This window comes from Fructilactobacillus sp. X8R1C1 (genome assembly GCF_059900945.1).
Window position 1 is genome coordinate 33,711 of sequence record NZ_JBWXVH010000006.1, and the last position, 21,635, is coordinate 55,345.

A 21,635-nucleotide genomic window follows, 5' to 3' on the forward strand; every position below is an offset into this window, starting at 1 on the left:
TTATTCACCAAATTCGTTTTTAACTAGTCTCAAAGCTGACATGATGGTCTGATCCATGTTGTAGTAGCGATATTGTCCTAAGCGGCCACCAAAGACAACATTTGGCGCATCTTTTTCAGCTAATTCTACGTAATTCTTGTACAAAGAACGATTCTTTTTATCATCGATTGGGTAGTATGGTTCATCCCCACGGTGCCATGTCTTGGGATATTCATGGGTAATTACGGTCTTGTGCTTGTTACCCTTCCCAAACTCAAAGTGCTTGTGTTCAATGACTCTGGTATATGGAGTTTCAGCATCGGTATAATTGACAACCGCATTTCCTTGATAATTGTCAACGTCTTTCACTTCAGTATCAAACTTCAAGCTCCGGTATTCAAGAGCTCCTAACTGATACTCAAAGAATTGATCAATCATTCCGGTGAAGATGATGCGTTTACCGGACTTCAAATATTCATCCTTTTTATCAAAGAAGTCAGTGTTAGTTTTAACATCGATTAAGTCGCTAGCAAGCATTTTTTCGATAATTTGAGTGTATCCACCAATTGGAATTCCCTGGTATGGATCACTAAAGTAGTTGTTATCATAAATAAATCGAACTGGAATTCTTCTAATGATAAAGGCCGGGAGATCAGTGGCTTTTCTGCCCCATTGTTTCTCGGTGTAGCCCTTTACTAATTTCTCATACAAGTCAGGACCCACCAGTGAGATAGCCTGTTCTTCCAGGTTAGTTGGCTTATCCGGAATATTAGCACTCCGCTTCTGTTCTTCAATCTTAGCCTTAGCTTCTGCTGGTGTTCTAACACCCCAGAGTTTATTGAAGGTATTCATGTTGAACGGCATGTTATAAATCTCACCGTGATAGTTGGCAATGGGACTGTTAACGTAGTTGTTAAAGTCCGCAAATTGATGCACGTAGTCCCAGATGTCTTTCATTTTGGTATGAAAAATATGAGCTCCATATTCGTGAACTTGGATGCCCTCTACTTCTTTGGTATAGATATTGCCACCAACGTGATCACGTTTTTCGATCACCTCAACGTGATTACCGCGTTTAGCAGCTTCGTATGCAAAGGTTGATCCAAATAATCCAGAACCAACCACTAAATAATCTTTTTTCGACACAGAAAAAACCCCTTTTATATTAATAACGCTTGCTCAAAATTTTTTAAATAATTATTATTATAAAACTTAGATATTGAAGATTTAATTTCACTTCTATTTCCAACATTAATATTCCCATTCGTACCAAGCTCTAGCAAGTTCTCAAATTCTTTAGAATTATTAGTAGCATACAGTCTTCCGTTGGTATCATTAACAATATCATTAGGTCCCGTAGGACAATTAGAAGATATAACTGGTAATCCTCTAGAAATAGATTCACACAAAGTCATAGGAAATCCTTCATATTTAGAAGTCAACAAAAGAAAATCAGCATTTTTAATATTCTCCCATGGATTATTGCTAAAGCCATGAAATATTACTTTATTAGATAATCCTTTATATTTAATATAATTATCTATTTCATCATTTTCGCCAGACCCAAAAACATCTAATTCAAAATTTCCATCCAATTTACTTAGGCCATCAAACAATTCTCTTAAGTCTTTTTGACCATCTAGCATTACACGCCCAACATAAATAAATTTCTTAACATTTTTTGTAGGATTAATTGTTTGCTGTTGTTTCTTAATTGGATTAAAAATTGTAGAAATATTTGAAGACAGTATGCCATTATCTTCAAGTTCTTTTGTTATACCACTGCTAATAGATAAGTATTTATCAGCACTTTTAAGAATAGATTTCTTTATAGGTTTTGCTGCTAATGAATAATGATACCAAGCAAAAACTTCATATCTAAAATTAAATATTTTTTTCATACGATAACAAAGCATCCAAATATATGGATTGGTTGAGATAATTTTAGTTGGATGAATTAAACTAATTTGATGTTTTAGTATAAATGGCAGTACAGCAAGATATTCAAATCTTCTAGTAAAATGATTACCTGGAATATTTATAATTTTTTTTAATTTTATACTTTTACACCAATCATAATTATTGCAACCACCAACATTTAAATACTCCATTTGATATTGATGATTAGAAATATTATAAGCATCAAATAAATTTTTTATAACAGTTTCAGTTCCTCCAAAACCAGTCATAAATGGAGTAATGATTAGTACTTTTTCCATACACCTCTCCTAGTATTAATAGTGTGTTTCGTTTTTGCTGATGTTACTAGAAAACTTTCGTTTTACAAATCCCCAAGCCTTTTTAGCCAAGTGACGATCCCCGATTTGAATCCAGTTACATTCAGTATACTGAACACTATTGGTTTTAATCCACACATCCATCAACATTTCAGAAAGATATCCAAACACTCTTGCCTCTTGGACAGAATAATCAGAAATATCTATTTGTTCATCTACTTTCCCAAGTACGCCAAACACAAATTCACAGTAACTATAAAAATAACTCTTTTTCATAATAAACATATTAAACATATGTGCCTTTCTGCTATTCATTTGTTTGTCAAAAGCTTCAAGGTATTTTGGATAATTTTGATAAATAATTTCTCGAGTTTTGATTAACGGTTCTTTATGATGTGCATGTTCATAATGGGATTGGTTAGATTCAACAATATAATCTCGTTTACGCGGTAAAATAACAGGTGCCTTATCTAATAATTGTTCGACTTGCTTCTTTGTTAAAACTCCATTTATAGAACGCTTATGATGCATACTAAAAAATCGCCGATAATGGACAAGGCCAATTGCATCAATGTTGTGTAAGTTCTTCCATGCCCAATAAATAGCTGTTAATTCATTATAATTAGGGTTCTTGGATGAAATATTTTTACCTTGATTGTCAAGCTGAAAGCCTTTCTGATTATGATAATTTCTATCTGACCCAACAAGCACAGGTAAATATAAATCTTTGTCTTTCGGCATTGGAGCATCTTTGTGTGAAGCAACTAATATTTTAATATTCATCTTATTAATAAGCTCCTTTGCCTGCAAAAATACTTTTAAAACTCTTTAACATGATTTTAGTATCAAATATTAGAGAAGCATGTTCTACATAATAAAGTTCTATGTCACATCGTTTAGGATAAGTAATATCGCTTCTCCCCATTTCCTGCCAATACCCCATTGCACCAGGTTTCACAGACAAAAATTCATTTACCTTGTCTCCATACTCAATTAGCTCTTTTTTAACGACTGGACGGGGCCCAATTAAAGACATATTGCCAATAAAAATATTAAAGAATTGCGGCAATTCGTCCAATGATGTTTGCCTCAAAAAATTACCAAATTTCGTAATACGTGGGTCTTTGCCATAAGGTAATTTATATCCTTCCTTTACATATTCATCATATAATTCTTTATTAGATCTAAGAATTTCATCAGCATTCACAACCATTGAGCGATATTTGTATATGTAAAAGGGTTGACCATGTAAGCCAATCCTTTTTTGTTTATAAAACATTGGGCCTCGATTATTACCAAACAAATATAACGGTAATAAAAATATTGAAATAATACCCACAAAAATTAACGCCACACTTGATACACAAATATCAAACACCCGTTTTATACAACGATAAAATAACGTATTTTTGGGACTATATTCTCTTTCTTTAGATTTATTATTATCTGTTGTATTTTCCACTATAAACTCTCCCGAAAATAAATATTTAGGCTTTAATTACCCTTTACGCTAAAATGTCCTCCTCATAAACTTAGGAGAACATTTCGTTGCTATTTAAATCTAGTGATAAGCTGCGGTTCCAGTCTTAGCGGCAGGCAAACCTAAATTCTTCCGAATGAAGTTGGTAGTCTGTTGCAATTGACTTTCCGTTGGCACCTGCATTGCTGAGTTCTCAATCATCTGGTTTTCACCCTGAAGATGATTATCAACAAAGTCACCGTGTTCTCGGTAACTAGTAGCAAGTTTCGTCAAATCACTTGAGTCCAAATCAGTCTGACTGGACTTGGCAATTGAACTAATGAAGTCATTATTCATGAGATGTGATACCGAACCACCCTTAGCTGCAATGGCTTGGAGAACCTGACGTTGCCGCATTGTTCTTCCATAATCACCAGCTGGGTCAGAATATCTCATTCTTGAATAAGAAAGTGCTTCTTTTCCGTCCATCTTAGTTGGTTGACCCTTCTTGAAGTTATAGCCTTCATAACTAAAGGACAACGTTGGTGTGATAGTCACTCCACCTACTTGGTCAACGATTTCCTTTAAGCCACCCATGTTAATTAAGACATAGAAATCAATTGGAACGTTTAACAGTTTTTCAACGGTCTGAATGGCAGTCCCAGCACTTCCGTAAGTGTAAGCGGCATTAATCTTAGATGGTGAATACTGTGGATACCCGGGAATATTAACGGCAGTATCACGTGGGATACTTGTGAGCGTCATTTTCTTGGTCTCTGGATTAAGAGTGGCAACCATTAAAGTATCGGTTCGACCTTTATAATCACGATCAAGAGCACCCGTATCAGTCCCAAGTAATAGGATTGAAATTGGTTTTTTATGATTTAACAGCGCGTCAGTATCTCGTTGTTTCTTGATTCCTGCACTCTTATAAGCTTTGTTAATTTCATTTGATGCAGATTTATACTTGTAAGCACCATACCCTAAAAACGCTAAAACAATCGCTACAATCACGATCACAACTAGAATAATGATGTTACGAGTCTTATGAGATTTCTTCTCCATGTGACGGCTTCTCATACTATTTCTCCTTAGAATAAAATCGATTTTGAATTAATCATAGTGTAATAATATCATAAGCTGCTAACGATGAAAACTTTATAAGGCAATAAGTTACCTTTTGTTACCATTATTTAAACTACATTATGTTAAAATTTGGGCGAAAAAGGACTGAGGTGAACTAAGTTGGCGACATACTTTAATAAAATGACACGCAACGGCTACAAACAGATTCAAGATGAAATCAAAAAGCTGCAAAAAAATCGTCCGGGAAAAATCCAAGCCTTACACGATGCCGCTGCTCTGGGTGACCGTTCTGAAAACGCGGAATACAGTACGTCTAAAAGAGAACTCCATCGATTAGAAAGTCGCTTGCGTTATTTTAGAAAACAGGAACAATATGCTGAGATTGTTAGAAAGCCTGATAATGACCGAATCGGCATTGGTAGCGAGGTTAAAGTGCAATTTTTAGAAGACGGCGATTTAGATTCCTTCCTTATTGTGGGGAAACAAGAAGCTGAATTCTCTAAATTAAATGAAAACAAAATTTTTTACGATTCTCCACTTGGAAAATCATTACTAGGTCATCATCTTAATGAAACAATTTCAGTAAAAGCCCCCGAAGTAAACTATAAATTAAAAATCTTGCAAATCGGCACCAGTCAAGGGAAATAGTTTGACCAACGTTGACCAAACCCGGTAGATATGAGCTAATTACTATGCATTCGATTCAAAACTGGTATAATTAGAATTGGAACTTGAGATATGTTCCTATTGTTTATCTTATGTAGTTATAAACTCACCAAGTGGTGAAAATAGGAAAGAGGGAAATTGCACATGGCAGACAATTTTGGAAATGATCCATTCGGAAACGGAATGGACGATTTATTTAATAGTCTAATGAATGGAGGAATGGGTCAAAACCCTAATGCTCGTTACGTTGTTAACGGTCACGAACTTACTCCTGAAGAAGTTGAAGCAATGAGAAAATCAGGTCAAATTCCTGGTCGTCGTGGTAGAAACGGCGGAGGCAACAACGCCAAGCAACAAAAGAAAGCTGAAAGTTACTTGGATAAAGTTGGTCGAAACCTAACTGATGAAGCTAAACAAGGTTTACTTGACCCAGTTATTGGACGTGACAAAGAAATCCAAGAAACCGCTGAAATCTTGAGTCGTCGTATCAAAAACAACCCAATTTTAGTTGGTGACGCTGGTGTTGGTAAGACTGCCATCGTTGAAGGTTTAGCTCAAAAGATCGTTAAGGGTGATGTCCCTGGCGCAATCAAAGACAAGCAAATCATTTCAATCGATTTATCTTCTCTTGAAGCCGGTACTCAATACCGTGGTTCATACGAAGAAAATATTCAAAAATTAATCAAAGAAGTTGAAGAACGTAAAAACGTTATCCTATTCTTTGATGAAATTCATCAAATCGTCGGTGCCGGTGCTTCTGGTGACGAATCTGGAAGTAAAGGTTTAGCTGACATGATCAAACCAGCTTTGAGCCGTGGTGAAATCTCAGTTATTGGTGCCACCACTCAAGACGAATACAGAAACACCATTATGAAAGACTCTGCACTTGCACGTCGTTTCAATGACGTTACTGTTGACGCTCCAAGTAAAGCTACTACCCTTGAAATCTTGAAGGGCATCAAGAAAGCTTACGAAGATCATCACCAAGTTACCTTACCTGACGATGTTTTAAAAGCTGCCGTTGACTACTCAGTTCAATACATCCCTCAACGTTCATTACCTGATAAGGCCATTGACTTGATCGATATGACCGCTGCTCACTTAGCCGCAAAGCACCCTGTTACTGACAAGGTTACCCTTGAAAGTGAATTAAAGGATGCTAAGAAGGAAAAAGAAGACGCAGCTAAAGCTGAAAAGTACGAAGATGCAGCTAAAGCAAAGACTAAGATCGAAGATATTGAAAAGAAACTTAAGAGTGACGACACTAACACTGACCGTCCAGTTGCAAAGGTATCAGACATTGCTGACTCAGTTGAAAGATTAACTGGTATTCCAGTTTCACAAATGAGTGCTAACGACCTTGAAAGATTGAAAGGTATGGATACTCGTCTTAAGGGCCGTGTCATTGGCCAAGACCAAGCTGTTGACCTAGTTGTTAACGCTATCCGTAGAAACCGTGCCGGTTTTGACGAGGGTAACCGTCCAATTGGTTCATTCTTATTCGTTGGACCTACTGGTGTTGGTAAAACTGAATTAGTTAAGCAATTGGCTAAAGACATGTTCAACGATGAAAACTCAATCATCAGACTTGATATGTCAGAATACCAAGATGTAACTGCTGTATCCAAGATGATTGGTACTTCAGCTGGTTACGTTGGTTACGGTGACAATGGTAATACCCTTACTGAACAAGTAAGAAGAAACCCATACTCAATCGTATTGCTTGATGAAATTGAAAAGGCTAACCCACAAGTAATTACCCTATTACTTCAAGTTATGGACGATGGTCGTTTGACTGATGGTCAAGGTAACGTGGTTGACTTTAAGAACACCGTTATCATTGCTACTTCAAACGCCGGATTCGGAAACGATTCAATGAGCAAGAACAACAAGAAGGACATGTCAATTATGGACCGGTTGGCTCCATACTTCAGACCTGAATTCTTGAACCGATTCAATGCCATTGTTGAGTTCTCACACTTGACTAAGGAAGACTTGAGCAAGATTGTTGACCTGATGATCGGTAACTTAAATGACACCTTAGCTCAAAAAGACATGGAACTTTACGTAACTCCAGATGCTAAGAAATGGTTGATGGACCAAGGTTACGATGAAGCCATGGGTGCTCGTCCATTACGTCGAGTAATCGAACAACAATTAAGAGATAAGATTGCGATGTACTACTTGGATCACCAAGATGTTAAACATCTTAAGGCTGATCTTAGAAAAGACACCATCGAAATCACTAAGAATACTGACAAGACTAAACTTGCTAGTGGTGACTAATTAAGTTAGTTATATTTTTAAAAACATCTACCAATTCTGGTAGATGTTTTTTTGTGCCCAAAATCTTTTTCTTAAGATTTGCTGAAACCCGTATACAGTGCGGTCTTTGCGTGCTAGACTTGCTGTTATACAAACTAATAATTAGGGATCCAATAATATGAATAATAAAACTACAAAACGTCGGTTTATTACCGGCTTCACCGGCTTACGGGCACTTGCCGTTATCTGTGTCATCTTATACCACCTGTCACCTAGCGTATTTACCGGAGGATACCTAGGGGTTCCGGTGTTTTTGACGTTGTCAGGATATTTGGTTACCGACCATCTGATTACCGAATACCATGAAACGAACCATTTCCGCTACGGCTACTTTTGGTCAAAACGATTAAAGCGGCTGTATCCCACCCTCATTACGATGTTATTTGCGACCGCTGCATACATAACATTGTTTCAACGTAATCTACTAGCGAATCTATGGCAGAGCGTCGTATCTAACTTAGCTTACGTATATAACTGGTGGGAAATCATGAATGGTCAATCATACTTCCAGAACTTTGCTGGAAGTGCTTCCCCATTTACTCACCTTTGGACCCTAGCAATTGAAGGACAATTCTACCTAATTTGGCCACTAATTGCCTACTTCTTACTTAAAAAATTCCACGGAAACAAACACCCCATTTTTTACACTGTCATTTTATTATCAGTTCTTTCAGTCCTTTTAATGGCCGTTCTGTATCATCCTGGTAGTGATCCTAGTCGAGTTTACTACGGGACTGACACCCGAATGTTCTCAATTCTTTTTGGCGCTGCCCTGGCCGTTTTCTGGCCGAGTACCCAGAAACGCGATAATGACAACCAAAAGTCATTTCTACTGGACGTCTTTGGTTTAATCGGAATGGTAGGAATGGGTTGGATCATCGTTACCACTGGTTCACAGTCACCGTTTTTGTATCATGGTGGCATGGCACTGTTCTCAATCTTTACCATAATGGCCATGATGGCGGTTGTTCATCCTAATAGTCACTGGAATCGCATCCTAACCAACAAGTTATTTGATTGGATCGGTTCTAGAAGTTACGAAATCTATGTTTATCAGTTCCCCGTTTTTGTTTTCTTTGCCGACAAATTTAAGGATGTAGCTGATCATCAATGGTTGTATGCTCTTATCGAAATTGCGATTATCATCGTTATCTCAGAATTATCGTACCGCTTCATTGAGGTTCCGCTCGCAAAATACGATTACCATCGGGTCCCTGAGTTTTTCAAGACTCTCTTTCACGTTTACAAGATGAGTCTTGACCAAATTAAAGATTGGCTGACCGCGTGCTTTAAGCACCACATGGTCCTAAAGGTCCTAGCAATTATTGTATTAACCATTGGCACGGTTGGTATCTTCCAATCAACCACGGTTAATCCGAAGGCTGCCAATCACACGCAACTGGCCAACCGAATTCAAAAGAACTCTAAGGCGCAAGATAAGCACAACGAAAAACTAGCCAAAGAAATCAAATCCGGTAAAAAATCAAAGAACACGAAAGTCAATAAGAAGCTGGAAAAAGACGGCCTAACCAAGCAACAACTCCAAGAAGCTCAGAACCTCTCTGGAAGTGCAATTGGTGACTCAGTCATGTTATCTGGACGCGATAATCTGCAAAAGATCTTTCCAAAACTGTACATTGATGCTGCCACCTCGCGTCACCCTCAAGATGGAGTTGCCATCATGAAGAGTATGCAACAACAAGGTTTGTTGGGTAAAAACGTCATTATCGGCCTTGGAACTAACGGTGCCATTAGTGATGAGACAATGAAACAGTATATGGAAATTGCGGGAAAGAACCGGCACGTCTTCTGGATTAACACCTACGTTCCGACCCAGCCATGGCAGAACCAGGTTAATTCGTTTCTAAAGAAGGCTCAAAAGAAGTATAAGAACCTGTATGTGATCGACTGGTATGATTATGCTAAGTCACATCCACAGTACCTCTATCAAGACCAGACGCACCCTAACGTGCAAGGAACGCCAAAGTATGCTTCCTTCATCGCTCAAAACGTTTTGAAGCACGCCGAAAAATAATTAATAAGCCAACCCAAATGGTTGGCTTATTTTTTTCGAAAGAATAGACGTGGCTAAGATTTTCTTATAAGATATAGCTATAACATTTGGAGGAGTCTTTTATCATCGTAGAATTCATTAAAGAACATCGCATGGACATTTTAAAATACCTTGGCATTGTCATCGCCGTCCTCTTCTTTTACATCCTATTCATGGATTATTGGCCAGAGATTAAAATGATGTTCAATCCCGCTACCCGCGGCACGGCGATTCAAGAAATCCGTGACCACGGTCTAATTGATGCTGTCTTATTGATCTTCTTGTTGTACATCTTGACCATGATTCCAGGGGCACCAGTCGCAGTTGTCGGCGTTATCACTGGGATTTGTTTTGGAAAATGGCTTGGCATTATCATCAACGTGATTGGACTTTCAGCCGGAAACTTTGGGACGACTAAGATTGTTTCATCATTTAAAGGGATTGCTAGAAAATATGAGAACAATAAGTATGCCAAACACTTTAAACACTTAAAGCATCCCCTCCTCGGTCTGATTATCGGATATTCGATCCCCTTTATCCCAACGTTTCTAGTCAGTTTTCAGGCCAATCAGGATAAGAAACGGTTTCCAGACAAGAAAGTGAAGATTGCGACGATTCTAGGAAGCATTCCCATCTCAATCATCTATTCGCTTGGTGGTGACACGATTTTGCAAGGGAGTTTCAAGAAGTTGATGGTGTTAATCGGTATCATCGTCGTTTTTGCCCTCATTGTGTTCTTTTTAATTAAACGACTGGTAACCGATAAACTCTAATCGAGGTACCCGTTTCCAATTGTTTTTAAAAATGGTAATATAGTAGAGTATAGTAACAATTTATTAATGGAGGTTTTACTATGGCTAAGCATGACAAAAAAGATCAAATTAAAAACTTGCTTGACTTGGAATCCGATAATGGCCCAGTTTTAACAATCACTGTACCCTTGGATCCTAAGGAAGACAATACTCGTAGAGACAACACCCAAATCAATAGTTTGGTTGACACTGCTAAAAAAGCATTTCAAAAGCAATATAAACCAGAACTTTGGAACGCCTATGATTTTCAAATTAAGAACTACTTAAAGACTTTACAACCTAAGGCAACCATTGCTAAGGGGATCATCATGTACGTAACTAACGATTCCATCGAAGTTGCTCAATTGAACTACGCTCCACAAACAGCATTCTCATTCTCAGACAGACTCCAAATCTTACCAATCGTAAGACAATACCAATTTGTTCCTGACTTTGACATGTTGTTCTTACAACGTGACGACTTCAAAGTATTTCACGTTAACGACTTGAGCGTTGTTGATGACGATACCGATACTCCAGATCCATTTGACTCAGACAAGACCGAGACTGAGACCCAAGATGATCCTAGAAAGAACGGAGCTAAGTGGGACACTCACGAATACTACGAATTGGTTGACAAATATGTTCAAAAGCATGTTTCAAACAAGGACCACAATCCATTAGTAGTTGTTGCAAACGCTGAAGACGAAGGCCGTTTCAACCGTGCTACTCACAACCCATACGTGGTTGAAGACAAACACGTTGAAATGGATGCCGCCGTTAAGAATGCTGGCGAAAACGTCCAAGAAGTTGCTCAAACCATCCATGATAACTTCGTTTCAGATGGTGAGAAATCAATGAAAGACGTCTATGACAAAGCCGACGGTGCTAAGAAGACCACCGATGACTACGATGAAATCTTGAAGGCTGCCATTGACGACCGAATTGCTAACCTAATCATCCAACAGGATGCTTACGTTCAAAGCAAAGACAACGGTGAAGACGTTGAAGTTAACGCCGAAGGTTCACGTCCAGCTAATGAATTAAACTCATTAGCATTGACGGTTCTTGGCCTTGATGGTGACGTTACTGTATTGCCTGCTGACGATATGCCAACTGACAAGAAAGTTGCAGCTATCTTAAGATGGTAATTTTAAAAAAGAGCTTGATTACCAAGCTCTTTTTTTTATGCGCAAATTTAATGTATTTTTAGCGTATGTATATTAAGGGAATTTAAATATGTCAATAGATGAGCAGCTAAACAGAGAATTACCTCAAGCCTTAATAATCACAAACTATCAAAACAGTAAAATAGAACAAATTAATGAGTATAAAAAATTACTCAAAAAAACACTTAATATAAAAGAAATAACAAAAATTAATCTACATTTTTACAAATCAATAACCAATGAAAAAAACGCACTTAAATTATCAGTTTCTAATGTCCATAATCATTTAACTGACAGATTAGTCTTGACTTTGCCACAATTTAATTTATGTGTACCTGAAATGAAAAATATCAATAAACAAGCCGAAATTCTAATTAAAGAAAAAAATATCTACAGTTTAAATGATCAGGCAGGTTTAGAACGAATTTTGGGCCAAATTAATCAATATTTATTTAATAAAGACCTTCATCCTACCATTATTGATAAGGCAACTTATATTTGGCATTCCCTAGCAAGCTACCAATTTTTTACAAATGGTAACAAAAGAACAGCCATGTTAGCTGCCCTCACCTTCCTTAGTAATAATTATTATACATTTGATATACATGATGACATGACTCTCTATAAGATTTCCGTTGCAATTGCTCAAAAAAGCATGTCACAAGCTGAATTAAAAGAATATGTTACCTCTCATTGTTATTTAGACTTAGATTTAATGCAATCTACATTTGGCGTTTGACAAAACTAAATTTATAAAATATCACGTATTGAAAGTATAGATAATGGTTTAAGAAAGGAGAAATTAACATGAATATAACCGATAAAGAGCTGAACCAATTATTCGATAAATTAATGGATCCCAAAAACCGTAAAAGAATTAATGAAGAAGCTAATAAGAAAGTAACAGATAACCCTAAGGTAATAAAAGCACTCAAGATGCTTTCTAAGATATAAAATTGGTAATAGTTTTTAATAATAAAAAGAAGTCTCGAAGGAGGCTTCTTTTTTATGCTTTCATGCTATCATTTTTAACTTACAAATTTAATTTACACTAATCCCATGAATTGCCAAACTGGAACACAAGCAAGCATTCCAATAATATTAATAACCATGTATCCAATTGAAGATTTGGCTAAAGAAGATCGAGATGCCATTCCATCTTGAACGGCAGCCGAACCAGTCAAAAATGGCGCATTCATATAACTAAGTAACCATACATTGACACTTGTTGTAACAATAATAACAATCAGAGCTGGACTAAAACCCATCTGTGTAACAAATGGAAGCAATGCAAGCGTAACAAGGGTCCCTGTTGAAATTAGAGAAACAACTACAAACTTAATCAGGTAAATCACGATTGGCAAAATAATGACAGCAATCCAAATATTACCAATGATCGGCCCAATAACTGGCTTTAAAATGTATCTTAACCAAGTAGTCAGTCCAACAGTTTGCATAACATTCCCTAAAGCCATAACTGTACCAATAAAAATAATAGTAGACCAATCTAATCTTGTCTTAAAATCTTTGGGGGTTAATACCCCCATAGCAACTAATAAACTGACCCAGATTATAGCAGTAACCGCAGATGGAATACCTATAACTGGCTCAAAGATCCACATGATGATGGCAAGTAAGATAGAAATTGCAGTAATTTTTTCTGCTTTCGACATTGGTCCTAATTTTGTTAATCGAGAATTAATGAATTCTTTGGATATTGGAGTATCATTTTTTGGTTTAAATAGAAATGTCAATAAAAAATAACCTACTAACAATATAATAATGGTCCAAGGAATCATCATAACAAACCAATTTCCCCATGAAAGAACAGATTGATATTTTGTTGGCAAAAGCCCCTTAAAAGCATAATTTTGGGCAGTTGCGCTTAAAAAACTACCTTCAGTTACGAAAAATCCCCACATTGCTGCCAAAAAAAGACCAGAACTTGCAGCACTTTTAGGTTTATATCCTAAAGCATCACTAATCCCCTTAGCAATTGGCGTACTCATTGCTGCCTTTGGATGAGCACTCGGAATCATCGGAGCAACAATTGTTCCCGAAAGAAACAACGCCACCGTTTGACCCCTAAAGTTCGCTGGGAAATAAGACATAATCTTATAAGCGATTCGTGTTATTAAACCTGTCTTAGTTGCTGCGGCTCCTAATGCAAGTCCACCAATAATGATCCACATCGTGGTCGATGAGAATATAGCAAACGAAGTTTCAAACGGCACCGCTTTAAAAACTACCCAAGCAGATAACATTAGTAACCCAGTGGCAAAACTAGGAATAACATTAAAAATCCAAAAAATATTAGCCGTTACAAGGGTGGCCAAAACAACCATTGCAGCATGAGTTAATCCGTGTGGCACCGGAATAAAGAATGCAATAATAATTCCTAATACTAAACCGATAATACCTGCAACTAACTTTCCATACTTCATCACTCAACACCTCCTCTAATTAACGTTTAAAAACTCCTGGATTTACAGTAAACTCGGGCATTTTTCCATTTGCAAAATCAATAATTGCTTGTGCTGCCCCTTTCCCAAGTGCACGGTTAGCTTCTACTGTTGTCCCTGCCATATGAGAAGTCATGAATACATTCTTTGCATTATATAAAGGGTTATCAGGCTTTGGAGGTTCTGGCAAAAACGAATCCAAGGCTGCCCCAGCAATTTCTCCATTGTTTAACGCTTGGGCCAAATCCGCTTCATTAATAATTCCACCTCGAGCTGAATTAATGATAAACGCCGATTTTTTCATTATTTTTAACTGTTTATACCCAATAGTATTGGCAGTTTCTTTAGTGTATGGCATATGAATAGAAACAAAATCAGCTTTTGGTAAAACATCTTCCAAACTTTTGTACATCGTTATTGGATCATCTTTAATGTGTGGATCATATCCAATAATATTCATTTCAAATGCTTCTGCGAATTTGGCTAACTGACGTCCAATTCTTCCAACACCAAGAATCGCCAATGTCTTTCCACGTAATTCGTTTCCATTAAGTCCCATTTCATTAGAAAAATTAGGCATGGATCCGTATCTACTTAATTTATCCTTGTTTTCGCGAACCGCTTTATCATCAGCTACAATCTTTCGGGTTAACATCAGCATGGTAGCGATAGCATATTCAGCAACTGCAAAAGAATTGGCACCATTTACTTTTGCCACCAAAACACCGTGTTTGGTAGCACTTGCCACGTCCACGTTATTAATTCCAGTTCCATTTCTTGAAATGATTTTTAATTTTTTGCCCGCTGCGATCATTTCACCTGACAAACGTGATGAACGCATTATAACAGCATAAGCATCTTTAATTTCTTCTTTCATCGTATCTAAATCAGTATCTGGTGAAATTACCACTCGAAAGCCATTGTCTCTAAGTAATTTGATACCCGCATCATCAATTTTTTCACTTATGAGTACTTTCTTCATAAAAGTAACCTCCTAATAAATAATCAGTTTAAAATAACAATTTGTTACTTTAAACTGATTATAAGTGACATAATTCACTATTATAAAGGTACCAACACGTCTCCAGGCGAACTAATAGTAGCTGTAGTAATAATTAGACCAAATTAAAATAGCAAAAAATATCACAACCAATTACGCTGAATCTTTTTTGCTGATTGATTTCAAATGTATGTATTCTGATTTTTTACAAAATTCTTTCATAATAAACGTGAATCATAAGTAAGTGATTGGAACCAAAAGTATCTGTCAGCCAAATAAAAATATAACTATTATCAGCATAGGAATTATATTTTTAAGGAGGTTAATTATGAAAATCACTAGTATTGATATTATGCAAATCCCTAGTAAAGACCCAAGTTTTAGTGGAAATGGATCTGGTAGTCAAGAGGCTTGGAGTCCCTTGGTAATTCGCATCAACACCGATAAAGGCATTTCGGGATTTGGTGAAGCTGGGCTAGCATACGGAAAAGGATATCGTGGTGGATTTGGAATGCTACAAGACTTTAGTCACGTTATTCTTGGAGAAAATCCTCTAAACATTGAAAAGATTTGGAATAAACTCCTAACAACCACCTATTGGGGGATTGCTGGAGGAGTTATTGTTGATGCCGCAATTAGTGCTATTGATATTGCTCTGTGGGATATCAAAGGCAAATATTATCACACTCCTGTTTATCAATTGTTGGGTGGCAAAACGAATGATCACTTACGTTCTTATGCTAGCCAATTACAATACAATTGGGGTGAAAATATCAAAAAACTAAAACTTTATACTCCAGATGAATATGCTGAGGTTACAAAACGAGTTATGGCAGAAGGTTACGATGCCATGAAATTCGATCCAATTCTACTTAGTAATGATCCTAGTGGACGTGAAGATTTTAATACTCGCGGGACCATTTCTAGGCATGTATTGAATGTTGCTTATAACCGGGTTAAAGCAGTAAGAAAAGCTGGTGGAAATAATTTGGGCATAATAATTGATATGCATGCTAATTCTGATACCACCTCAGCAATAAAAATCGGTCAAGCCATCGAAGACCTAGATATCTTATATTATGAAGAACCCGTTCAAACATTAAATCCTGACAACACAAAGGAAGTCTCAGAAAAAGTTAATATTCCAATTGCAACTGGAGAACGACTCTTTACTCGATTTGGATTTAAACCATTCTTTGAAAATCGGTCAATCAAAATTGCTCAGCCTGACATATGCCTTTGTGGTGGTATCACTGAAGCTAAAAAAATTTGTGATATGGCTTATACGTACGATGTTAATGCCCAAGTACACGTTTGTGGAAGTCCAATTGCAGTTGCGGCTGCCCTTCAAGTTGAGGCAGTTATTCCTAACTTTTTAATTCACGAAGTTTATCAACGCGCTAGAAACATTAAAGACCGTTCAACCTGTAAGTACGACGACTTTCAAGCAGTCGATGGTCGCATAAACATCCCCAATCGTCCAGGAATTGGTCAAGAATTAACTGATGAAACAATTGCTTCAAGCAAAATGATAACCGTTAAATAACGAGGAGGGTGAACCAACATGATCGATAAATTTATTTTAGGTGGATACACAAGTGATAATTACACTAAGAACAACCAGTCAAAGGGACTTTACGTAGCAACTTTGGATACTGATAAAGAAAAAATAACTGACATTTCACTACTTGCTAAAGTTGAAAATCCAGCCTTTTTTAACTTTTCCAACAAAGATCAAAAAATCGCTACCGTTTTAACAAAAAACGAAAATGAAGGTGGGGTCGCCATTATTGATGCTTTAACAGGTCAAATCACTTCTGAGAACTATTTACCAAAACAACATGGATCTTATGAAGCGTATGATGCTACAAAAAACTTATACTTTTGGAATGAACTGACATATACCGTTCCATCTTATATTTCAATTGATACTAATCACAAGATCTTATTTGCAGCAAACTACAATACCAATGCTATTCACACTTATAAAATGGATAATAATTATCAAATCCTATCTCGTAATACCTATCCAATCAAGGGAAACGGGCCCAAAGTCGAACAGGATCACGCCCATATTCACTATGCTCGACTACTACCAGACGGTCGATTAATCGTTTGTGGTTTGGGATGTGACAAGCTGTTCGTTTTTGACGTCGATACTAGAAACGCCAAGCTTAAACTAGTTTACGAATTGAAAATGCAACCAGGATTTGGTCCTAGACAAATCGCTATGTCTAGCAAAACCAACTATATTTATGTATTAGGAGAACTAGCTAGTAAAGTTGCTGTCGTTGAATACGATCCCAAAACTGGCAAACTAGCTTTTATCGAAGATTATTCCAATATTCCAGAAGGGTACGCCGGACATAATGGATCTGCTGCAATTCGCCTCTCTTCTGATGAAAATCATTTGTATATTTCCAACAGAGGCCACAATTCTTTGACAATGTATCGCGTTCTAGATAGCGGAAGACGTCTAGAAAAAAACCAACAAATTAAAACTGAGGGCGTTTTTCCACGAGATTTCGGAATAAGCAAAGATGGCAATTTTATTCTTTGTGCAAACCAAAATACTAATGATTTAATTTTATTTAAACGTGATATAGAAAGTGGATTTCTACACGTAGTTCAACGCCATATTAAACATGATGCTTGTGTTCGAGTGGTAGAGGCTACGGATTTTCTAGCTTAAAAATCAAAACGTGAAGCTTTAAAAAGCTTCACGTTTTTTATTTAATATATTTTAAAAAATCACGAACTACAGGGTTTTCTTCTTTTTTATTATAAAGTAGCACGGAAGCATAATAAGAACTTTCCTTAGCACTTATTTTCAAGAAATTAATCATTGGATTTCGCACATTTTCAACTGATATCAATGGCTCTGGATAAAACCCAATTCCTTTATTAGTAGCGACCATCATATCACGTTGCTCAATTGAAGACACTCGTATAATATTGCCCCTAGGAAAAATCTTATTATATTTCGAGAAGAAAATATCTCTCAAATACGTTGATTGAACATTACTATAATAAAATACATATCTATTACCTAGATTACTCAAATCAATTGTTGCCTGGTTAGACAATGGATCCAATCGACTAATTCCAACAACCATATTGCCAACTATAAGTCGTTTTACCCCAATATTGTCTCCATAAGTCAAATTCGGATAATATTCAGGAGTGACAGCTAGGTGAATTTGACCGTCTTTAACCAGACTAAGCAACTGTTGCCCACTTTCTTCTCGAAGTTCGAGTTGGATATCATCTTTTTTCGCCAAAACATTAGAAAATTTTCTTTGCATAATAGTAGCTTGATTAGGTGACGAAAATCCCACAATGACTTTGCGATCATCATGCGTATTTTCTAACTGAATTTTATTATATGCATCCATGTAACTATTAAAAATATCAGTCGCTGTGACAATAAATTCACGCCCGATTGTCGTTAAACTAGTGTTATTCTTCTGTCGGGTAAAAAGTTTAACCTTCAACTCATTTTCAATTTGATCCATTTGTTTAGATACTGCACGTGGTGACAAGTAAAGTTTCTCAGCTGCCGCTCTAAAACTCCCGTACTTAGCAATCGTCAAAAAAGTATGCAATTTATTAATATCCATTAGCTAAACCTCCACTTTATCATTGTAGCTCATGTGACATTATTAACTAATATAATACATATGTACTTTTGGTTCCCATACTGACATTTTTGTGACTGTTTCATCATTATTATGACTATTACAATACAATTATGTGAATGATAAATAAATAACAAAGGAAGTATATTTAAAATGAAAACACCAATAATTGTAAAAATGGAGGTATATCCAGTAGCAGGTTATGACAGCATGCTATTGAATTTAAGCGGCGCTCATGGTCCTTACTTTACTCGTAACTTAGTTATTTTAACAACTAATAATGGACTTACTGGTGTAAGCGAAGTGCCAGGAGGTCATTCAATTACCAACACTTTAAATGACACAAAAGATATTGTTTTAGGTAGTTCTATTGGAAACTATAAACATGTGCTTCAAGAAATACAAAAAAAGTATGGTTACCGCGATGCAAGTGGTCGTGGAACACAAACTTTTGATTTACGTACGACGATTCATGTTATTACTGCTGTAGAAACTGCCTTTTTAGACATAATGGGTAAATACCTTCACGTTCCCGTTGCTGCATTATTAGGTGACGGCCAACAACGTGAAAATGTTGGTATTTTAGGTTATTTATTTTTTATTGGTGATCCTTCAAAGACAGATTTACCCTATATTAAAGACGATGATAATTCTGATGAATGGGGTAAATTACGTCGTAAACCTGCTATGGATGCTAAATCAATAGTTAAATTAGCAAGAGCTGCAAAGGATCGCTATGGTTTTAAAACCTTTAAATTAAAGGGTGGAGTTATGGACGGTGAAAAAGAAGTTGAAGTAATGAAGGCTCTCCATAAAGCATTCCCCACTGCAAAACTCGATCTAGATCCAAATGGCAGCTGGTCATTGAAAGAAGCTTTAAAGTATGCTGGTGAACTTAAAGGTGTTCTGCATTATATTGAAGATCCTTGTGGTGCTGAAGATGGATTTTCTGGACGTGAAATTCTTTCAGAATTCTTGAAAAAAACTCATATGCCAACCGCAACTAATATGGTGGATACGGACTGGCGTCAAATGTCTCATGCCATTGCATTAAACGCAGTTTCAATCCCACTAGCCGATCCTCATTTCTGGACAATGGAAGGTGCTGTTCGAGTTGCACAATTATGTGAAGCATTCGATTTAAATTGGGGCATTCATTCCAACAATCATTTCGATATCTCGTTAGCAATGGCCGTTAATACTGCAGCAGCTGCACCGGGAAATGTCTACGATATCGATACTCATTGGATTTGGCAAGATGGTCAAAACTTAACTAAGAATCCATATAAAATTGAAAATGGGAAAATCACTGTGCCACACACAAACGAAGGCCTTGGAATAGAACTTGATATGGATGCTGTTAAAGCCGCAAATAAACTTTACATTGACAAAGGACTTGGTGCACGTGACGATGCAAAGGCAATGCAATATCTGATCCCAGGTTGGAAGTTTGATCCAAAACGACCTGCCTTAGTTCGCTAATATAAACAATTCACGCAAAGCAACAAATTACTGTATTCAACAATTGTAGATATATTAAAATGCTTTCTAAAATATAACTAACCACACAAAAAGGCCTTGAACTCCACAGTTCAAGGCCTTTTTTTACTTTTTTGCAAAGAAATCGTTCGCAATATCTTGATAAGCATTAATCGTATCAAGATAACTCGAAAGTGTCGTATACTCGTTAATCTGGTGTGACGTGTTGTTCTTATCGGGACCTAATAAGATCACGGCCATTTTGTCGTTTTCCTGAACGTAAACACTCGCATCAGTCGCACCGTTATTGACAATCAACTCGGGCTTGCGATTCTGATAATCCTTTTTGGTAACCTCATAAGCATCCTGGACGAACTGATTGTCCTTATCGGTTTCAATTGGATAAAAGTTGTGAACCAACTTAAATTCGAGGTGATATGGGGTCTCGTCGTTCACTTTATCAACGATTGTTTGAATCAATTCAATCACGTTGTCGTTATTAAATGCAGGGGTCGGACGGACATTTCCAAGCAAACTAGCCGAACCAGGAATGATATTAACCTGTTCCCCACCGTTAATGACGGTGATACTGTGTTGGACTTTGCCAAGCACTGGATCAACTGGTAAATCGTTGAAGAAATCCGGCTCAGCTTGAATGTATTTAACCAAACCCGTAATAGCGTTCAAACCCAAATCAGGAGTCGAACTGTGCGCTGGTTTTCCAGTACTAGTAATCTGATAGTTCAGACTTCCAGAATGAGCGTAGGTGACATCACCATCGGAAGGTTCACCAACAATCATAGCGTCCACATCATCAATATACTTTGGTTCAATCTTATAAGCACCAGGAGCACCGAATTCTTCTCCTGAAGTCGCAATCAAACGAATCTTCCCATCAGGAACTTCGCCCTTATCAGCTAACTCACAGAGCGCAATCACCTCGGCCGCTAGCCCACTCTTCATGTCAGCGGCACCACGACCGTAGATCTTGTCACCCACGATTTCACCCTTAAACGGATCATGCTTCCAATTTTCCGGATGAGCAACTGCCACTGTGTCTTGATGTCCCTCTAAAGCCAGTACTTTCCCAGATTCACCAGTTCCAAGTTCAGCAATCAGGTTGGCACGACCGTCGCCAAACGGAAAAATCTTACTGTCAATACCGTGCTTTTTCAGCAGCTTCGACAAGTACTCTGAGATCTCAATTTCATTACCGTTCACGGACTTAATCTGAATTAAATCCTGTAGAATTTTGATTTTCTCTGCTTTTTCCATTCTTAAACACCCTTCT

General features: G+C 37.1%; 19 protein-coding genes. 10 read left to right on the top strand and 9 right to left on the bottom strand.

The window, feature by feature from the left end; all coding sequences use genetic code 11:
* From glf to AC6UD1_RS06410, 5 genes are all read right to left on the bottom strand, one after another.
* Window positions 1-1,125, bottom strand: coding sequence for a UDP-galactopyranose mutase (glf, locus tag AC6UD1_RS06390; RefSeq protein WP_500707606.1), 1,125 nt, complete (start codon window positions 1,123-1,125; stop codon window positions 1-3).
* 14 nt (window positions 1,126-1,139) lie between these two features.
* Complete coding sequence (locus AC6UD1_RS06395; protein WP_500707607.1) at window positions 1,140-2,198, bottom strand: glycosyltransferase; 1,059 nt, start codon at window positions 2,196-2,198, stop codon at window positions 1,140-1,142.
* Window positions 2,199-2,213: 15 nt separating this feature from the next.
* Window positions 2,214-2,999: a DUF4422 domain-containing protein gene (locus tag AC6UD1_RS06400; RefSeq protein WP_500707608.1), complete on the bottom strand. Its 786-nt coding sequence runs from the start codon at window positions 2,997-2,999 to the stop codon at window positions 2,214-2,216.
* Between the two features lie 4 nt (window positions 3,000-3,003).
* Complete coding sequence (locus tag AC6UD1_RS06405; RefSeq protein WP_500707609.1) at window positions 3,004-3,678, bottom strand: sugar transferase; 675 nt, start codon at window positions 3,676-3,678, stop codon at window positions 3,004-3,006.
* Window positions 3,679-3,777: 99 nt separating this feature from the next.
* Window positions 3,778-4,755 carry an LCP family protein gene (locus AC6UD1_RS06410; RefSeq protein WP_500696385.1) on the bottom strand — a complete coding sequence of 326 codons (978 nt, stop codon included), beginning with the start codon at window positions 4,753-4,755 and terminating at the stop codon, window positions 3,778-3,780.
* Window positions 4,756-4,941: 186 nt separating this feature from the next.
* Here AC6UD1_RS06410 and greA point away from each other — a divergent pair, with 186 nt between their 5' ends.
* The 7 genes from greA to AC6UD1_RS06445 all read left to right on the top strand — a co-directional run bounded on the left by greA (window position 4,942) and on the right by AC6UD1_RS06445 (window position 12,719).
* A complete protein-coding gene (gene greA, locus AC6UD1_RS06415; protein ID WP_500707610.1) occupies window positions 4,942-5,409 on the top strand; it encodes a transcription elongation factor GreA in 468 nt (155 codons plus the stop codon).
* 162 nt (window positions 5,410-5,571) lie between these two features.
* Window positions 5,572-7,713 (top strand): ATP-dependent Clp protease ATP-binding subunit, encoded by a 2,142-nt coding sequence (locus AC6UD1_RS06420; RefSeq protein ID WP_500693328.1) that lies wholly within the window; start codon window positions 5,572-5,574, stop codon window positions 7,711-7,713.
* Between the two features lie 157 nt (window positions 7,714-7,870).
* Entirely contained in the window at window positions 7,871-9,787 is a 1,917-nt protein-coding gene (locus AC6UD1_RS06425) for an acyltransferase family protein (RefSeq protein ID WP_500707611.1), read from the top strand.
* 131 nt (window positions 9,788-9,918) lie between these two features.
* Window positions 9,919-10,578 (top strand): TVP38/TMEM64 family protein, encoded by a 660-nt coding sequence (locus AC6UD1_RS06430; protein WP_500696383.1) that lies wholly within the window; start codon window positions 9,919-9,921, stop codon window positions 10,576-10,578.
* 80 nt (window positions 10,579-10,658) lie between these two features.
* On the top strand, window positions 10,659-11,747 hold the full coding sequence (locus AC6UD1_RS06435) for a baeRF3 domain-containing protein (protein WP_500707612.1): 1,089 nt from the start codon (window positions 10,659-10,661) through the stop codon (window positions 11,745-11,747).
* 88 nt (window positions 11,748-11,835) lie between these two features.
* Complete coding sequence (locus AC6UD1_RS06440; RefSeq protein WP_500707613.1) at window positions 11,836-12,504, top strand: type II toxin-antitoxin system death-on-curing family toxin; 669 nt, start codon at window positions 11,836-11,838, stop codon at window positions 12,502-12,504.
* 68 nt (window positions 12,505-12,572) lie between these two features.
* Entirely contained in the window at window positions 12,573-12,719 is a 147-nt protein-coding gene (locus AC6UD1_RS06445; RefSeq protein ID WP_500695421.1) for a hypothetical protein, read from the top strand.
* 92 nt (window positions 12,720-12,811) lie between these two features.
* On the opposite strand, the gene AC6UD1_RS06450 is transcribed toward AC6UD1_RS06445, so the two are convergent.
* Window positions 12,812-14,209 (bottom strand): SLC13 family permease, encoded by a 1,398-nt coding sequence (locus AC6UD1_RS06450; protein WP_500707614.1) that lies wholly within the window; start codon window positions 14,207-14,209, stop codon window positions 12,812-12,814.
* Between the two features lie 19 nt (window positions 14,210-14,228).
* Window positions 14,229-15,209, bottom strand: a complete 981-nt coding sequence (locus AC6UD1_RS06455) for a hydroxyacid dehydrogenase (protein ID WP_500707615.1) — start codon at window positions 15,207-15,209, stop codon at window positions 14,229-14,231.
* A gap of 346 nt (window positions 15,210-15,555) precedes the next feature.
* On the opposite strand from AC6UD1_RS06455, the gene AC6UD1_RS06460 reads away from it, so the two are divergent.
* Together AC6UD1_RS06460 and AC6UD1_RS06465 are read left to right on the top strand one after the other, a co-directional pair.
* Window positions 15,556-16,773: a mandelate racemase/muconate lactonizing enzyme family protein gene (locus tag AC6UD1_RS06460; RefSeq protein ID WP_500695424.1), complete on the top strand. Its 1,218-nt coding sequence runs from the start codon at window positions 15,556-15,558 to the stop codon at window positions 16,771-16,773.
* Between the two features lie 18 nt (window positions 16,774-16,791).
* Window positions 16,792-17,919 carry a lactonase family protein gene (locus AC6UD1_RS06465; protein ID WP_500707616.1) on the top strand — a complete coding sequence of 376 codons (1,128 nt, stop codon included), beginning with the start codon at window positions 16,792-16,794 and terminating at the stop codon, window positions 17,917-17,919.
* Between the two features lie 37 nt (window positions 17,920-17,956).
* On the opposite strand, the gene AC6UD1_RS06470 is transcribed toward AC6UD1_RS06465, so the two are convergent.
* Window positions 17,957-18,847, bottom strand: coding sequence for a LysR family transcriptional regulator (locus AC6UD1_RS06470; RefSeq protein WP_500707617.1), 891 nt, complete (start codon window positions 18,845-18,847; stop codon window positions 17,957-17,959).
* Window positions 18,848-19,018: 171 nt separating this feature from the next.
* Here AC6UD1_RS06470 and AC6UD1_RS06475 point away from each other — a divergent pair, with 171 nt between their 5' ends.
* Window positions 19,019-20,347, top strand: coding sequence for an enolase C-terminal domain-like protein (locus AC6UD1_RS06475; RefSeq protein ID WP_500707618.1), 1,329 nt, complete (start codon window positions 19,019-19,021; stop codon window positions 20,345-20,347).
* A gap of 123 nt (window positions 20,348-20,470) precedes the next feature.
* On the opposite strand, the gene AC6UD1_RS06480 is transcribed toward AC6UD1_RS06475, so the two are convergent.
* Complete coding sequence (locus tag AC6UD1_RS06480; protein WP_500707619.1) at window positions 20,471-21,619, bottom strand: ArgE/DapE family deacylase; 1,149 nt, start codon at window positions 21,617-21,619, stop codon at window positions 20,471-20,473.
* Between the last annotated feature and the right edge of the window lie 16 nt (window positions 21,620-21,635).

Excerpts from the sequence above, each read along its gene's own strand:
- AC6UD1_RS06395 (WP_500707607.1), bottom strand. The coding sequence starts at position 2,198 with ATGGAAAAAGTACTAATCATTACTCCATTTATGACTGGTTTTGGAGGA.
- AC6UD1_RS06400 (WP_500707608.1), bottom strand. The coding sequence starts at position 2,999 with ATGAATATTAAAATATTAGTTGCTTCACACAAAGATGCTCCAATGCCG.
- AC6UD1_RS06410 (WP_500696385.1), bottom strand. The coding sequence starts at position 4,755 with ATGAGAAGCCGTCACATGGAGAAGAAATCTCATAAGACTCGTAACATC.
- greA (WP_500707610.1), top strand. The coding sequence starts at position 4,942 with ATGACACGCAACGGCTACAAACAGATTCAAGATGAAATCAAAAAGCTG.
- AC6UD1_RS06420 (WP_500693328.1), top strand. The coding sequence starts at position 5,572 with ATGGCAGACAATTTTGGAAATGATCCATTCGGAAACGGAATGGACGAT.
- AC6UD1_RS06425 (WP_500707611.1), top strand. The coding sequence starts at position 7,871 with ATGAATAATAAAACTACAAAACGTCGGTTTATTACCGGCTTCACCGGC.
- AC6UD1_RS06430 (WP_500696383.1), top strand. The coding sequence starts at position 9,919 with ATGGACATTTTAAAATACCTTGGCATTGTCATCGCCGTCCTCTTCTTT.
- AC6UD1_RS06435 (WP_500707612.1), top strand. The coding sequence starts at position 10,659 with ATGGCTAAGCATGACAAAAAAGATCAAATTAAAAACTTGCTTGACTTG.
- AC6UD1_RS06440 (WP_500707613.1), top strand. The coding sequence starts at position 11,836 with ATGTCAATAGATGAGCAGCTAAACAGAGAATTACCTCAAGCCTTAATA.
- AC6UD1_RS06445 (WP_500695421.1), top strand. The coding sequence starts at position 12,573 with ATGAATATAACCGATAAAGAGCTGAACCAATTATTCGATAAATTAATG.
- AC6UD1_RS06450 (WP_500707614.1), bottom strand. The coding sequence starts at position 14,209 with ATGAAGTATGGAAAGTTAGTTGCAGGTATTATCGGTTTAGTATTAGGA.
- AC6UD1_RS06455 (WP_500707615.1), bottom strand. The coding sequence starts at position 15,209 with ATGAAGAAAGTACTCATAAGTGAAAAAATTGATGATGCGGGTATCAAA.
- AC6UD1_RS06460 (WP_500695424.1), top strand. The coding sequence starts at position 15,556 with ATGAAAATCACTAGTATTGATATTATGCAAATCCCTAGTAAAGACCCA.
- AC6UD1_RS06465 (WP_500707616.1), top strand. The coding sequence starts at position 16,792 with ATGATCGATAAATTTATTTTAGGTGGATACACAAGTGATAATTACACT.
- AC6UD1_RS06470 (WP_500707617.1), bottom strand. The coding sequence starts at position 18,847 with ATGGATATTAATAAATTGCATACTTTTTTGACGATTGCTAAGTACGGG.
- AC6UD1_RS06475 (WP_500707618.1), top strand. The coding sequence starts at position 19,019 with ATGAAAACACCAATAATTGTAAAAATGGAGGTATATCCAGTAGCAGGT.
- AC6UD1_RS06480 (WP_500707619.1), bottom strand. The coding sequence starts at position 21,619 with ATGGAAAAAGCAGAGAAAATCAAAATTCTACAGGATTTAATTCAGATT.